Annotated in this window: 12 protein-coding genes and 2 rRNA genes (1 of these 14 only partly in view); 3 read left to right on the top strand and 11 right to left on the bottom strand. The window is 65.7% G+C overall.

Features of this window, described 5'->3' with window-relative positions:
* Positions 1–278 precede the first annotated feature (278 nt).
* From doeA to CEW88_RS15385, 9 genes are all read right to left on the bottom strand, one after another.
* Entirely contained in the window at positions 279–1,478 is a 1,200-nt protein-coding gene (gene doeA / locus CEW88_RS15425; RefSeq protein WP_108968616.1) for an ectoine hydrolase DoeA, read from the bottom strand.
* A complete protein-coding gene (gene eutC / locus CEW88_RS15420) occupies positions 1,479–2,447 on the bottom strand; it encodes an ectoine utilization protein EutC (RefSeq protein WP_108968614.1) in 969 nt (322 codons plus the stop codon). It lies immediately after the preceding gene.
* The gene (gene eutB, locus CEW88_RS15415) at positions 2,444–3,400 is read right to left on the bottom strand and encodes a hydroxyectoine utilization dehydratase EutB (protein ID WP_108968612.1); all 957 of its coding nucleotides are present in this window, start codon (positions 3,398–3,400) and stop codon (positions 2,444–2,446) included. Before eutB ends, eutC begins: the two co-directional genes overlap by 4 nt.
* Positions 3,394–4,113, bottom strand: a complete 720-nt coding sequence (locus CEW88_RS15410; RefSeq protein WP_108968610.1) for a maleate cis-trans isomerase family protein — start codon at positions 4,111–4,113, stop codon at positions 3,394–3,396. The genes eutB and CEW88_RS15410 overlap by 7 nt, the downstream gene beginning before the upstream one ends.
* 3 nt (positions 4,114–4,116) lie before the next feature.
* Positions 4,117–4,560 carry a universal stress protein gene (locus CEW88_RS15405; RefSeq protein ID WP_108968608.1) on the bottom strand — a complete coding sequence of 148 codons (444 nt, stop codon included), beginning with the start codon at positions 4,558–4,560 and terminating at the stop codon, positions 4,117–4,119.
* Positions 4,561–4,571: 11 nt separating this feature from the next.
* Positions 4,572–5,858, bottom strand: a complete 1,287-nt coding sequence (locus tag CEW88_RS15400; RefSeq protein ID WP_108968606.1) for a TRAP transporter large permease — start codon at positions 5,856–5,858, stop codon at positions 4,572–4,574.
* Between the two features lie 3 nt (positions 5,859–5,861).
* Positions 5,862–6,512 (bottom strand): TRAP transporter small permease, encoded by a 651-nt coding sequence (locus tag CEW88_RS15395; protein WP_108968605.1) that lies wholly within the window; start codon positions 6,510–6,512, stop codon positions 5,862–5,864.
* Positions 6,513–6,612: 100 nt separating this feature from the next.
* Complete coding sequence (locus CEW88_RS15390) at positions 6,613–7,623, bottom strand: TRAP transporter substrate-binding protein (protein ID WP_108968603.1); 1,011 nt, start codon at positions 7,621–7,623, stop codon at positions 6,613–6,615.
* 162 nt (positions 7,624–7,785) lie between these two features.
* Complete coding sequence (locus CEW88_RS15385; RefSeq protein ID WP_159099625.1) at positions 7,786–9,165, bottom strand: PLP-dependent aminotransferase family protein; 1,380 nt, start codon at positions 9,163–9,165, stop codon at positions 7,786–7,788.
* 73 nt (positions 9,166–9,238) lie between these two features.
* Here CEW88_RS15385 and CEW88_RS15380 point away from each other — a divergent pair, with 73 nt between their 5' ends.
* From CEW88_RS15380 to CEW88_RS15370, 3 genes are all read left to right on the top strand, one after another.
* Entirely contained in the window at positions 9,239–9,718 is a 480-nt protein-coding gene (locus CEW88_RS15380; protein WP_108968599.1) for an Lrp/AsnC family transcriptional regulator, read from the top strand.
* Between the two features lie 138 nt (positions 9,719–9,856).
* Positions 9,857–11,314 (top strand): NAD-dependent succinate-semialdehyde dehydrogenase, encoded by a 1,458-nt coding sequence (locus CEW88_RS15375; RefSeq protein WP_108968597.1) that lies wholly within the window; start codon positions 9,857–9,859, stop codon positions 11,312–11,314.
* Between the two features lie 39 nt (positions 11,315–11,353).
* A complete protein-coding gene (locus CEW88_RS15370; RefSeq protein ID WP_108968595.1) occupies positions 11,354–12,724 on the top strand; it encodes an aspartate aminotransferase family protein in 1,371 nt (456 codons plus the stop codon).
* 204 nt (positions 12,725–12,928) lie between these two features.
* Here the strand turns inward: CEW88_RS15370 and rrf are convergent.
* Positions 12,929–13,043, bottom strand: a 5S ribosomal RNA gene (gene rrf, locus CEW88_RS15365).
* A 112-nt stretch (positions 13,044–13,155) separates the two neighbouring features.
* Positions 13,156–14,326, bottom strand: a 23S ribosomal RNA gene (locus CEW88_RS15360); it runs 1,661 nt beyond the window's last position.

The raw sequence follows: 14,326 nt of genomic DNA, 5'->3' as shown, positions 1-14,326 counted from the left end.
CCCACCCCGCATGGCGCTACCTGCAGCGCTCCGCACGAGGAGGGACGGCTTCGACGCCAGTCCCCGCACGCGCAGCCGAAACAGGCACAGTCATGCGGTCACGGGAACCTGGTTTGTTGCCTGGGAGCTGCTCCTCGCGGCAGGGGTGACGATCCTTCAGCAAAGCCAGCGGCTCTACCTGACGCCTCGTGCCTTTGGCCCCGCGCGCTGATAATCACGAGCGCGGGCCGGGCCGCCGGTCGCAAAGCGCCCCGGGGGCCTCGGCCCGCGCCTTGGTATCAGGTCTTGATCAGCATCTTGCGCGGGATGTCGCAGAAGACCTCGGGTGCGCCGTCAGCGGTGATGGCGATGGACTCGGTGGTCTCGTACCCCCAGTTTTCCATCCACAGGCCGGTCATGAAGTGAAAGGTCATCCCCGGCTGCAGCACCGTCTTGTCGCCCCGCCGGATCGACATGGTACGCTCGCCCCAGTCCGGCGGGTAGCTCAGACCGATGGAATAGCCCGCGCGGTTGTCCTTCTCGATGCCGTGCTTTTCCAGCGTGCCGAAGAAGGCCTTGGCGATGTCCTCGCAGAGGTTGCCCGCCCGCGCGGCTTCGAGGCCGGCGTCCATCCCTTCGAGCACCGCCTTCTCGGCATCGAGGATCTCTTGCGGCGGCGTGCCGAGGTAGATCGTGCGCGACAGCGGCACATGGTAGCGCTGGTAGCAGCCGGCGATCTCGAAGAAGGTGCCCTCGTCCGGCTTCATCGGCAGGTCATCCCAGGTCAGATGCGGCGCAGCGGCGTCCGGGCCCGAGGGCAGCAGCGGCACGATGGCCGGATAGTCGCCGCCATGGCCGTACCATTCGTCGTAGCGCAGCCCGGCGTCGTAGATTTCCGCCACGAGGTCGCACTTGCGGATGCCCACTTCGACCTTGTCGGCGATGCGGTGGTGCATGCGCTCGACGATGCGCGCAGCCTGCCGCATGTACTCGAGTTCCTTGTCGGATTTCACCGCGCGCTGCCAGTTGATGAATCCGGTGGTGTCCTTGAACTTCGCGTTGGGCAGCCCGCTTTGCAGCCGCTCGTAGGCGCGGGCCGAGAACCAGTAGTTGTCCATCTCGACGCCGATGGTGCCCTTGTCCCAGCCACGCTCGGCGAGCTTGGCGCAGAGATAGTCCATCGGGTGGCGCTCGGTGGACTGCACGTAGTGGTCCGGATAGCCGATGACATGCTCGGGCTCCATCCAGACCGTGCGGTAGGCACCGTTGGCATCCTGCCCGCGCCCGTACCAGACCGGCGGGCCGTCGGGGCCAACGAGCACGCATTGGTGCACGTAGAAGGACCAGCCGCCGTAGCCCGCGACCCAGGCCATGTTGGAGGGATCGCTGAGGATCAGCAGATCGAGCCCCTCGCGCTCCATCCGGGCTCGGATCTTCTCGAGCCGAGCCTCGTATTCTTCGGTCGTGTATCGCTCTGGCGTTCTTTGGAGTTCGGGCATTCAGACCTCTGTTGAAGATGCGGCGAGCGCATGGGTTGCGATGGCGGTGTCCTGCACACCGGTCCCGGTCAGATCGGCGATGGTGATCTGATCGGGGTTCGTGCGGCCGGGGTGGCGGCCGAGGACGATGTCTCCCAGCTCGGGAATGCTGTCGGGGTCCGGCGCGCTGCCGGCGTCGAGCGCGGCGCGCAGTTCACCCATGAGCCGGGTCTGGCTCACCCTGTCAGCGACGTAGAGGTCGGCGCGGGCGAGGCACTCCGGCTCAAGTTCGCCCTTGCCGGGCTGGTCGCTGCCCATTGCGGTGACGTGATGGCCGGGGCGCAGCCAGTCGGCGCGCAAAATGGGCTCGCTCGCCGGCGTTGTGGTGACGATCACCTCGGCAAACCCGGCTGCCTCCTCTGGGTCGGCGCTGGCACGGACTTTCAGATCACCCGTGGACAGCTCCGCCGCCAGCGCCTGCGCCTTGGCCGCGTCGCGCGCCCAGATCACCGCCTCGGAGATGGGGCGCACGAGGCAGAGCGCACGCAATTGCATCCGCGCCTGCAGCCCGGCGCCGAAGATCGCGGCGCGGCTGGCGTCTTCTCGCGCCAGGTGCCGGGCCGCCACGCCGCCAGCGGCAGCGGTACGCACGTCGGTGAGATAGCCATTGTCGAGCAGCACCGCCTGCACGCGGCCGGTTTCCGACGACAGCACCACCATCAGGCCGGAGGTCGAGGGCAGACCTTTGGCGGGGTTATCGAAAAACCCCGGCGAGAGCTTTACCGCAAAGCCGGGCAACCCCGGCACATAGGCCGTCTTCACGTCAAGTTCGCCGTTCACCTCGGGCATGTGCATCGACAGAATGGGAGGCATCTCGACCCCACCCCTTGCCAGCGTGGCGAAGGTGCTCTCCACCACGTCGATCGCGGCGGGATCGAGTGCGACGCAGGCGCGCAGCTCGGCTTCGTGCAAGATCCGAATGTCGCTCATGTTTCCTCCCCGACAATGGCGGCGTGGCGTGCCGGGTCGATATTGCCGCCCGAAAGCAGCAGAACCAAGGGGCCGTCTTCGGCGCGCAGCTTGCCCGCGAGGATCGCCGCCGCGCCGACCGCCGCCGCGCCCTCGACGGTTTCGCCGTCCTCGCGGGCGAGGTGCCTCAGGCCCGCGGCGATCTCGGCCTCGGTGAGCAGGATCAACGCGTCCATCAATTCGCGGCACATTCCAAAGGTCAGGCGGTTGTCCAGCCCGATGCCGCCGCCGAGAGAATCGGCCAGCGTCTCGAGCTCTTCGACCTCGACCGGCTGCCCGGCGGCAAGGCTTGCAGCCATCGCCGCGCCGCGCTCCATCGAGAGGCCGATGATGCGGATATCCGGCCGCAGCGATTTTGCCGCCAGCGCCACCCCTGCCAGCAGGCCGCCGCCGGAAAGCGGGATGGCCAGCGCCGCGGCCTCGGGAAGTTGCGACAGGATCTCCAGCCCCAGCGTCCCCTGCCCCGCGATCACGTCGGGATGGTCGAACGGCGGCACCAGCGCGAAGCCTTCGTCACGCTCCAGCCGCCGCGCCTCCTCGAAAGCCTCGTCCTGGCTGGCGCCGATCACCCGCACCTCGGCGCCAAGGGCCTCGATGGCCTCGAGCTTGTTCTGGGGCACCAGCCGCGAGACGCAGATCACCGCGGGCAAACCAAGCTGCCGCGCCGCATGGGCCAGTGCGCGCCCATGGTTGCCGGTCGATGCGGTGGTGACACCGGCCACTTTGCCAAGCCGGGCGGCGGCATTGGACGCGCCGCGCAGCTTGAAGGCTCCGGTCTGCTGCTGGTGCTCGCACTTCAGCCAGACCGCGCCGCCCGCGCGCTCGGACAGGCTGGGCGAGCGCTTCACCGGCGTCTCGCGAACCATGCCGCGAATGCGACCCGCCGCCGCCTCTATGTCGTCGCGCGTCACCATCTGTGCACCTTGAACAACCTTCCCGGACCGTCGCCCGAGATCCCCGCCGTGTCCAGCATCGACCAGAATGAAACCTGGTTGGAGCTGAGCACCGGTTTTCCGAGCATCATTTCAAGGCGGTCGATCACCGGGACCGCCGGAAGTGCGGTGCAGGAGAGAAACAGCGCGTCGGCGCGCGGGTGGTCGGCCGCCAGTGCCGCCTCGATGACCGCCTCGGGCGTCAGCATCCCCATGTCGCGATCGTCCGCATGGCCCATCGAGCTTTGCGCCACCACCTCGACGCCATGGCGCGCCAGATGCCCGGCGACGAGCGTGGTGGTTTCCGTCCTATAAGGGGCGAGCAGCGACAGCCGCCCGACCCCCAGCGCCTCGCAGGCCCGCAGCGCGGCACTGAGCGGCGTGGTGACCGAGGCGCGCGGGCCGATCAGCGCGGTCACCTCGTCCCCCAGCACGGCGCTGGCCGATGTACAGCCGAAAAGCATCCCCTCGAGCGCCACGCCGGGCAGGATCAGCTCGGCGGCGTTTCGTAGGCGCGGGCCGGTGCGGCGCAGGCTCTCGGGGGTGGTCGGATTCTCGAAGGCGATGCGCGTGACATGCAGCTGCGTGCCCGGCAGCATCAGCCGCGCGGCATCGCCCTCGATCGTCAGGTCAGTGGCGAGGGCGATCATCCCGAAGCGCCGCAGATGGTCCCTGCGCAGGTCAGGGGCGGACATGGCTCAGACCACCAGCACCGGCGTGTCGGTCAGGCTGGTCACCTTGTGGCTCACCGAGCCCAGCATGTAGCCCTCGGACGACCCGAGCCCGCGCGAGCCGACGACGATCAGATCGCAGCCCCTCTCCCGCGCGAAACTGACGATGGTGCGGGCATAGTTGCCGCCCTTGATGAAGGCTTGCACCTTCTCGGCGCCCAGCTCTTTCGCCTTTGCCTTGGCTTCCTCGGCCGCCTCGCGGGCGACGGCGCGCATAGTGTCGTCGAGGCTACCGCCCTCGCGGTCGCTGCCGCGCACCATCGACAGCGACGCCTCGAGCATCGAGTGGTGCCGGTAGACCGTCAGTACGAGGATCTCTGCGCCGGTGATCTTCGCCAGTTCCGCAGCCTTTTCGATCGCCTCCCAGGCGCCGTTCGAGCCGTCGTAGGCCACGAGCATCCGTTTGAACATATCGGCCCCCTTCACTTCGCAAAGGCAAGGTCGCGCAGGAAGAGCGCGATCTGCGGGAAGAAGATCAGCAACACCGCCACCGCCAGCAGCATGAGAATGAAGGGCGGCGTGCCCTTGACCACTTCCGCGTAAGGTCGCTTGAACACCGCGATGGCGGTGAAGATGTCGCAGCCGAAGGGCGGTGTCGCGCTGCCGATGGCCACCTGGAGCGTGATGATCGTGCCAACCAGCACCGGGTCGAGCCCAACGCTTTGGACCACCGGCGCGAAGATCGGCACGAGGATCAGGATCACCACGATCGGGTCGACAAACATGCAGCCGACAAAAAAGGCGATGGAGATGGTGAAGAGCACGCCATATTGGCCCATCTCGTCGATGCCGATGCTGCCCAGCACCTGCTGCGGGATTTGCGCAAAGCTGATGACGTAGGAAAACGCCGCACCCGCGCCCACGAGGATGAAGACCACCGCGGTGATCAGCCCGGTCGACTTGGCGGTGGCGTAGAGCTGCTTGACGCTCATCTCGCGGAACACGCCCATCTCGAGGATGAGCGCGTAGAGCACGCAGGCAGCGGCCGCCTCGGTGGGCGAGAAGATACCCCCGTAGATGCCGCCGACGATGATCACCGGAAAGCCGAGCGGCCAGAGCGCCCGGCGGATGGCCCGGCCGCGCTCGGACCAGCTCGTTTTCGGCTCGGTAGGCACGTCGTTCCGGACGGCGTAGATGTAGGAGTAGATCGAGAAAAGCACGAGGATCAGCAGCCCGGGCCCGATGCCCGCGATGAACAACTCCGAAATCGAAGTCCCCGAGACCACGCCGTAAATGATCATGCCGATAGAGGGCGGGATCAGAAAAGCGATGTCCGAGGAATTGACGATCAGCGCCAGCGCAAAGCTGTCCTTGTAGCCGGCCTTGAGCATGCGCGGGCGCAGCGGCCCGCCGACCGCGACCACCGTCGCTTGCGTCGAACCCGAGACCGCGCCGAAGAGCGTGCAAGCTGCGGCGGTCGAGACCGCCAGCCCGCCTTTGAGATGGCCGACGAAGGCCATGACCAGATCGATCAACCGGTTGGCAGACTGGCCGCGGGTCATGATATCGGCCGCGAAGATGAACATCGGCACGGCGATCAGGCTCGCCGGCCGGATGCCGCCGAGGATCTGCTGCACCATCGTGTCGAGCTGGCTGACCCCGCCGAACAGCGCGACAAAGCCGATCAACGAGCCGGCGATCAGCGGGATCATCATCGGAAAGCCCAGCAGCAGCAGCACAATCATCGTGCCGAAGATGGCAAGGGACATGTCTCAGACCTCCTCTTCGCCGGTGTCGTCATAGCCTTCGAGCGTGCTGGTCGAGAGCCAGATATCGTCTTGCAGCAGGTTCTTGATCGCGGTGAGCGTGTATTGCAGCCCGGTCAGGAAGAACCCCAGCGGCGCCCAGACGATGATCCACCAGACCGGGACCTGCAGTGCCGGCAGCAAGCGCCCGCGCGAGGCCTGCGCCCTCACGTAGTCGAGCGCGTACCAGGCAAGCAGGAACATTGCCGCGGCGGTCACCGCCGCGATCAGCACCATCAGCGCCTTGCGCAGCTTTGGCGGGGCGGCGTCGAAGAAGGCCGACATCCGGATGTGGCGGCCATGGCGCGCGGCATAGGATATACCTGCGAAGGTGATCAGGATGATCAGCGCCTGGTTCACTTCCTCGGAAAAGAACAGGCTTTGCGAGAACAGGTAGCGGCCCACAACGTTGGCGATGGTGTTGAGCGCCATGAGCAGCACGCCGAGTGCCAGAAGCACCGCCTCAATGCGCGCGACGGCCCCGTCGATCACCCCAAGAATGCCAGGGAGGCCCGAAACATAGCCAGAATCGTCGATGTCATCGTCCACAGCCGAGGTTTGGACCTCGGCGAGAATGTCAGGGTCGAGCTCGGGCGCGCCGTGTCGGTCAGTCTTCATGCCGCTGTCCTTGTTGCTGTCGCGAAACCGCTCATGGCCGCGCCGACCGACCCTCTCGGGCAGCCGGCGCGACCTTTGGCTCTGCTGCGTTGGCGGGCCTTCAGCCCTCGGCCGCCGCGGCGAGGTCGGCCTTGAGCTGGTCGAGGATTTCCTGCGCCTGCGGCCCGCCGATCTCGAGGAACTCCTGCTCGACCGACTCCGCCGTGTCCATGAAGGGCTGGCGCTGCTCTTCGGTGAGGTCGGTGATGGTCATCGAGGGTTTGGCCGCCATGATCTTCTCCAGCGACTCCTCGGTCAGGCCCTTCTGGTAGTCGATGATGTAGTCGAAGGCGGCGCTGATCGCGTTGTCGATCATCGTCTGGTCTTCTTCCGAGAGCCCGTCATAGAACTCCTTGTTGGCCATCACCGCGGTGGTGAAATTGTTGTGGCCGCTGCGGGTGATGTAATCGGTCACCTCGTACATCTTGGTCGACTCGATGAAGAAGGCCGGGTTCTCCTGCCCTTGGATGATGCCGGTCTGCAACGATCCATAGACCTCGCCCCAGGGCAGCGGCGTCGGCGTGGCGCCGAAGGCCTGGTAGCTTTCCACCAGCAGCGGGTTGGTCATCACCCGGAACTTCACCTCGTCGAGGTCGGCGGGGGACTCCACCGGCTCGGTGGTGGTCATCATCACCTCGCCCTCGGGGAACATGGTCAGCAGCTCGAGCCCCTGCTCGGCGTAGAGCGGCGGGAACATCTCGTTGATTGCCTTGGAATTCTTGAAGAAGGAGGCAAGCTGTGCGTCGTCCTGCGGCAGCAGGTAGGGCACGAAGAAGACCTGGGCCTCGGGGATCAGCGCCCCGGTGAAGCCCGGCGACTGGTCGACGAACTGCAGGATGCCGGACTGGGCCTGCTCCATCGTGTCGGCGGACTCGCCCAGCGTGCCGAAGGGAAAGAGCTGGATCTCATGGTCGGAATTGGCCTCGACCTCTTCCTTGAATTTCTGGGCGAACTTGCCCTGCACCTCGTCCATCGCCTCTTCGAACGCATAGCGCCAGGTGTCGGCCAGAGCGGCGCCCGAGCCGAGAAGGAGCGCCGCGGCGCTCGTTGCGAGAACTGTCTTGTAGGTCATGTCGTACCCCCTGTCGGTCTGCCCCGTCGCCTGCGGCGTCAGGGCTTGGTTTCAGGTCGCGGATCACGGTCCGCGCGGATGCGCCCAACCTCGGAGTCGAAAATACTCAAGTCAATGTCTATATTAAATCATGACAATTCGAGGAGAATCGCAAATCGGCTGTCAACCCTGGGGTTGTCCGGGCGCTGGCAGCAGCGCCGCGAGAGCGCCCAAGGCCTGTTCCAAATCGCCTCTCCCCAATTCTCCGAGGCAGACCCGCACCGCCGGTCGACGGTCTGTCACGGCGAAGTTTGCGCCCGCCGCTACGGCCACGCCATTGCGCAGCGCCTGGCGCTGAAAGGCCCGTTCCGAAAGGCCTTCCGGCAGCAGAAGCCAGCGGTGCAGCGCGTAGGCAAATCCGCCGTTTCCCGGCCCGAGGTGGCGCTGCGCCAGTCGGTTGCGCGCGACAAGTTCCTTTCGGTGTAGCTGCAGTAGCGCGTCGGCGACGCCACTCTCCATCCAGTCGGTGGCGATCTCGGCAATGATCGGCGTCGCCATCCACGACACCGACAGATGCCTGTTGACCGTGCGCTCCGATAGGTGATCAGGCATCGCGAGAATACCGAAGCGCAGCCCGGGCGACAGGCATTTGGTCAGCCCGGTGAAGTAGAAGCTCCGCTCGGGAGCGAAGCTTGCGAGCGGCGGCGGACGACGCGGCACAAGCGGCCCGAGCGGGTCGCACTCCAGGATGAAGAGCCCCGCAGAGCGCGCTGCCCGGGCCAGATCCGCGCGGCGCTCGCGATCCATCAATTTTGCGTAGGGCCCGGCCCCCGATGGCAGCAGATAAACCGCCTTCATCTGCCCCGCCGAGGCGGCGGCGGCCTCGCTCAGCGCCTCGGGGAGCATCCCGCGCGCGTCCTGCGCGATGCCCTGCAGGCGCAAGCCGAGCTGGCGCGCGGCGGGTTTCAGCGCGTGGCTTGTCGCCGCCTCGCAGGCGACGACATCGCCATGCCGCGCGACGGTCATCAGCGCGACGAACATCGCGGGCGTGACACCGTTGGTCACCAGCGTGCGCCCGGGCCGGGCGAGCAGCCCGCAGCGCGCCAGCCAGCCCGAGGCGGCGGCATCGTAGCGCGCCAGCGTCTCGCCCGGCCGCAGGGCGAACATCGTCTCATGCGGCGGGTTCTCTGCAATGCGCCGCATCGAACAGCGCCAGGCCTCGGCGACCTGCGGCAGGTGCACCGGGCTCATGAGCGACAGGTCGAACCGCGGCCGGCTTTCCTTTGTGCGGTGCCAGGGAAGGTTGACCGTCTCGCGCATCCCAGACTTCACGAAGCTGCCGCGCCCGACCTCGCCCGAGATCATGTCGGCGCGGATCAGCTCCTCGTAGGCGCGGCTCACCGTCTGTACCGAGATGCCGAGCTGCCAGGCCAGTTCGCGATGCGCCGGCAGCCGGTCGCCGGGTCTGAGCTGGCCCGAGCTGATGGCGGCGAAAATCCCCTGCGCGACGCTGCGATAGGCGGGGCGGGTGACATCCTCGGAGGTGAGCGGCCAATGTGACATGGCTGGCAGAGTCCTGCACGATCTGGGACTTGTCCAGATTGACATGACGGGTTTTCACCGGAACAAGCGTGTCATGGACACCACCCGCCTCGACAGCAGAGACATCGCGATACTCGCCACGCTGAGCCGCGAGGGCCGCATCGCCAAGACCGAGCTCGCGGCCCGCGTGAACCTCTCGCCGACCCCCTGCTGGGAGCGGATGAAGCGGCTCGAGAAGGCCGGGCTGATCACCGGCTACCGCGCCGAGATCGACCTCGCGACGCTCGGCCCGCACGTGCAGGTCTTCGTCACCGTCGAGCTCGACAGCCACCGGGCCGAGAGCTTCCAGCTCTTCGAGCGCACCGTGGCACGGATCGACGAGATCACCGGCTGCTGGGCCATCGGCGGCGGCTACGACTACCTGATGCAGGTCGTGAGCAGCGATGTCGCGGCCTTCCAGGCGCTGATGGACGGTCTGTTGGAAAGCCGCGCGGGGGTGCGCCGCTATTACAGCTACATCGTCACCAAGCCGGTGAAGAACGACCCGCCCGCGCTAGGACTGCTGCGGCGCTAGGAAAGCGCTGCGGGGGCCAGAGAGTTTCTCTCAGCCAGCCCGCAAGCGCGGAGAAAATTTCTGCCGCCTGACCGAAGTCCCGGAGAACTCTCTGCCCGCCCTGCCCCATGCTTGAGCCATCCAAGGAGGTGCGCAGGCATGAGCGATCTTTCGAACAAACCGACGTTTGGACTGTCCGACCCGGAGCTGCTGCCGGGGGTCGGTGATTTCGCCGGGAACGGGCGTCTCGCCGTGCGCGATCCGGCCAGCGGCGCGCTGATTGCACAGGTTGCGATCAGCGATGCCCATGGCGCGCGCGCCGCGGTCGATGCCGCAGATGCCGCCTTCGGGGGCTGGGCGAGCACCCTGCCGCAGGACCGCGCCGAGATCCTGCACCGCTGGCACGCGCTGATCGTCGCGGCCAAGGAAGACCTCGCCCGCATCATGGTCGCCGAGCAGGGCAAGCCGATCAGCGAGGCGCGCGGCGAGATCGATTACGCCGCCAGCTTCGTGCAGTTCTACGCCGAGGAAGCGCTGCGCCCGAATATCGAGGGGGTCACCAGCCACCTGCCCGACGCCGAGATGGAGCTCTGGCGCGAGCCGGTGGGGGTTGCCGCGCTGATCACGCCATGGAACTTCCCCTCGGCGATGATCACCCGCAAGGCCGCCGCGGCGCTCGCTGCCGGGTGCACCGTGGTCATCCACCCCTCGGCTGAAACCCCGCTCTCGGCTTTGGCACTGTCGGTGCTCGCGCGCCGCGCGGGCTTTCCGCCGGGCGTGATCAACACAGTGATCGGCGACGCCGCCGCCATCGTCGGCGAATGGACCTCGGACAAGCGTGTGCGGGCGCTGTCGTTCACCGGCTCGACCGAGGTCGGTCGCCTGCTCTACCGCCAGTCGGCCGACACGGTGAAGCGGCTGGTGATGGAGCTTGGCGGCCACGCCCCCTTTATCGTCTTCAAGGGCGCCGATCTGGACCGCGCAGTGATCGAGGCGATCAAGGCCAAGTTCGCCACCTCGGGTCAGGACTGCCTCGGCGCCAACCGCTTCTACATCCAGCGCCCGATCTACGAGGAGTTCTGCACCAGGTTCACCCGGGCCGTCGAAGCGCTGTCCCTCGGCCGCGGCATGGATGACCCGGACATCGGACCGCTGATCCATGAGCGCGCGATCGCCAAGCAGCAAGCGCATGTGGACGACGCGGTTGCCAAGGGCGCCCGACTGCTCACCGGCGGCTCCATCGACGAAGGTCTCGGCAAGCTGTTCTACAGGCCCACAGTGCTGGCCGATGTGCCGGGTGAGGCCGCCATCATGTCCGAGGAAACCTTCGGCCCGGTCGCGCCGCTTTCGGTCTTCGACACCGAGGAGGAGGTGATCGCCCGCGCCAACGCCACCGAATACGGGCTCATCGCCTACGTCCACAGCCTCGACCCGCGCCGCATCTACAGGCTCACCCGGGCGCTGCAGTTCGGCATGGTCGCGGTCAACCGCACCAAGGTCACCGGCGCGCCGATCCCGTTCGGCGGCAGCAAGCAATCCGGGCTGGGCCGCGAGGGCGCCCGCCAGGGCCTCGAGGCCTTCACCGACATCAAATACGTCTGCCGCGATTGGGGGTGATCCCTCCCGCAGACCCGAATGACTACCGAAGGAGACGACATGCTGACCAACGACCAACTCGCCAAGTGGGACCGCGAGAACTTCTTCCACCCGTCGACCAACCTCGGCCAGTTCGCCCGGGGCGAGGGCGCGCAGCGCATCGTCACCGGCGGCGACGGGGTGCATATCAGCGACCGCGACGGCACCCGCTTGCTCGACGCCTTCGCCGGGCTCTACTGCGTCAATGTCGGCTACGGCCGCACCGAGATCTCTGAGGCGATCGCCAATCAGGCCCATGAGCTGGCCTACTACCACGCCTATGCCGGACACGGCTCAGAGGCCTCGATCACCCTGTCGAAGATGGTCATGGACCGCGCGCCGAAGAACATGGCACGCGTCTACTTCGGTCTCGGCGGGTCGGACGCCAACGAGACCAACATCAAGCTGATCTGGTACTACAACAACATCCTCGGCCGCCCCGAGAAGAAGAAGATCATCTCGCGCTGGCGCGGCTATCACGGCTCGGGTCTGATGACCGGCTCGCTGACCGGGCTGGAGCTCTTCCACAAGAAGTTCGACCTGCCGCTGGCACAGGTGATCCACACCGAGGCGCCCTACTACTTCCGCCGCCCCGACCTGACCATGTCCGAGGCGGACTTCACCGCCCATTGCGTTGCGGAACTGGAAGCGTTGATCGAGCGCGAGGGCGCGGACACCATCGCCGCCTTCATCGGCGAGCCGGTGCTCGGCACCGGTGGCATCGTACCCCCGCCCGAGGGCTACTGGCCGGCGATCCAGAAGGTGCTCGACAAGCACGACATCCTGCTGGTGGTCGACGAGGTGGTGACCGGCTTCGGACGTCTCGGCTCGATGTTCGGCTCGGACCACTACGGGATGACGCCTGACCTGATCACTTCGGCCAAGGGGCTGACCTCGGCCTATGCGCCGCTCTCGGCCTCGATCGTCGGCCAGCGCATGTGGGACGTGCTGTGCCGGGGCACCGATGAATACGGCGTGCTCGGCCATGGCTGGACCTATTCCGCCCATCCCATCGGTGCCGCTGCGGGCATTGCCAACCTCGAGTTGATCGACAAGCTTGGGCTGGTTGAGAACGCCGCAAAGACAGGTGCTTACCTGATTGACACCATGCGCGACGCGCTCGGCGAGCACCCCAATGTCGGCGAGGTCCGCGGCGAGGGCATGCTCTGCGCGGTCGAGCTCGTCGCCGAGCGCGAGGGTCGCAGGTTCTTCGATCCGTCCGAGGGCAAGGGCGCCAAGGTCGTCGCCGCGATGCTTGAGCGCGGCGTGATTGCAAGGGCCATGCCGCAGGGCGACATTCTCGGCTTCGCCCCGCCGCTGTGCCTGACCTCTGAGGAGGCCGACAAGATCGTCTCGGTGACCCGCGATGCGGTCGACGCAATCCTGGGCTGAGCAAAATCTGCGGCACGGGCCGGATCTGCCCAAATTGCAGGTCCGGCTCCAAGCGCCCCTTACGCGCCGCTCAAACGCAAGAAACGCCCGCGGCATGCACCGTGGGCGTCAAACGCTTGAGACTTTGGAGCGTCCCTGCCCACGGCTTGGAAACGGCGCGTGGCTTGGGTCATCGTTTAGGAGAGATACTGTGGGTTTTACTAGGTTTGGCGGTGACCTACTCTCCCACGTCTTGAGACGCAGTACCATTGGCGCGGCAGCACTTAACGGCCGGGTTCGGAATGGAGCCGGGTGTTTTGCTTGCGCTATGACCACCAAACCGAGAAAAACCCACGTTGTCGCGCTGTTTTGAGCGCGACGTGGACCAAGTCAGGTATTTTGTAGGGGTTGTATGCTTCGTCTGATCTGGAACAGCCTTGCTGTTCCTGGATCGGATCAAGCCTATCGGGCCATTAGTACCGGTCAGCTGAACGCATTGCTGCGCTTACACCTCCGGCCTATCGACGTGGTGGTCTTCCACGGCCCTCAGGGATACCTTGTTTTGAGGGGGGCTTCCCGCTTAGATGCCTTCAGCGGTTATCCTGTCCGATCATAGCTACCCAGCACTGCCGTTGGCACGACAACTGGTCCACCAGTGGATCGTTCACCCCGGTCCTCTCGTACTAGGGGCAACTCCTCTCAAGTATCCTACACCCACGGCAGATAGGGACCGAACTGTCTCACGACGTTCTAAACCCAGCTCACGTACCTCTTTAAATGGCGAACAGCCATACCCTTGGGACCTGCTCCAGCCCCAGGATGAGATGAGCCGACATCGAGGTGCCAAACACTGCCGTCGATATGGACTCTTGGGCAGTATCAGCCTGTTATCCCCGGCGTACCTTTTATCCGTTGAGCGATGGCCCTCCCACTTGGGACCACCGGATCACTATGGCCGTCTTTCGACTCTGCTCGACTTGTCAGTCTTGCAGTCAGGCTGGCTTCTGCCATTGCACTCAACGAGCGATTTCCGACCGCTCTGAGCCAACCTTCGCGCGCCTCCGTTACGCTTTAGGAGGCGACCGCCCCAGTCAAACTACCCGCCACACAGGGTCCCGGAACCCGATAAGGGATCGCGGTTAGACATCAAGCAATGCAAGGGTGGTATCTCAAGGGAGGCTCCACAGACACTGGCGTGTCTGCTTCGAAGCCTACCACCTATCCTGCACATGCATGGCCTGATGCCAGTGTGAAGCTGTAGTAAAGGTGCACGGGGTCTTTCCGTCTAACCGCGGGAAGCCTGCATCTTGACAGGCAATTCAATTTCGCTGAGTCGATGTTGGAGACAGCGGGGAAGTCGTTACGCCATTCGTGCAGGTCGGAACTTACCCGACAAGGAATTTCGCTACCTTAGGACCGTTATAGTTACGGCCGCCGTTTACCTGGGCTTCAATTCAGAGCTCTCACCCCTCCTTTTAACCTTCAGGCACCGGGCAGGCGTCAGACCCTATACGTCGTCTTGCGACTTCGCAGAGCCCTGTGTTTTTAGTAAACAGTCGCCACCCCCTGGTTTGTGCCCCCAGCCAAAACTTGCGTTGAAACTGGGCCTCCTTCTCGCGAACT

The sequence above is a fragment of the Alloyangia pacifica genome (genome assembly GCF_003111685.1).
GTDB lineage: Bacteria > Pseudomonadota > Alphaproteobacteria > Rhodobacterales > Rhodobacteraceae > Salipiger > Salipiger pacificus_A.
The sequence above is the reverse complement of the archived record's forward strand: the minus strand, read 5'-3'. Positions and strand labels throughout refer to the sequence as shown.

Bases quoted from the DNA above. Each gene is read 5' to 3' on its own strand.
- doeA (WP_108968616.1), bottom strand. From the start codon at position 1,478: ATGCCCGAACTCCAAAGAACGCCAGAGCGATACACGACCGAAGAATAC.
- eutC (WP_108968614.1), bottom strand. From the start codon at position 2,447: ATGAGCGACATTCGGATCTTGCACGAAGCCGAGCTGCGCGCCTGCGTC.
- eutB (WP_108968612.1), bottom strand. From the start codon at position 3,400: ATGGTGACGCGCGACGACATAGAGGCGGCGGCGGGTCGCATTCGCGGC.
- CEW88_RS15410 (WP_108968610.1), bottom strand. From the start codon at position 4,113: ATGTCCGCCCCTGACCTGCGCAGGGACCATCTGCGGCGCTTCGGGATG.
- CEW88_RS15405 (WP_108968608.1), bottom strand. From the start codon at position 4,560: ATGTTCAAACGGATGCTCGTGGCCTACGACGGCTCGAACGGCGCCTGG.
- CEW88_RS15400 (WP_108968606.1), bottom strand. From the start codon at position 5,858: ATGTCCCTTGCCATCTTCGGCACGATGATTGTGCTGCTGCTGCTGGGC.
- CEW88_RS15395 (WP_108968605.1), bottom strand. From the start codon at position 6,512: ATGAAGACTGACCGACACGGCGCGCCCGAGCTCGACCCTGACATTCTC.
- CEW88_RS15390 (WP_108968603.1), bottom strand. From the start codon at position 7,623: ATGACCTACAAGACAGTTCTCGCAACGAGCGCCGCGGCGCTCCTTCTC.
- CEW88_RS15385 (WP_159099625.1), bottom strand. From the start codon at position 9,165: ATGTCACATTGGCCGCTCACCTCCGAGGATGTCACCCGCCCCGCCTAT.
- CEW88_RS15380 (WP_108968599.1), top strand. From the start codon at position 9,239: ATGGACACCACCCGCCTCGACAGCAGAGACATCGCGATACTCGCCACG.
- CEW88_RS15375 (WP_108968597.1), top strand. From the start codon at position 9,857: ATGAGCGATCTTTCGAACAAACCGACGTTTGGACTGTCCGACCCGGAG.
- CEW88_RS15370 (WP_108968595.1), top strand. From the start codon at position 11,354: ATGCTGACCAACGACCAACTCGCCAAGTGGGACCGCGAGAACTTCTTC.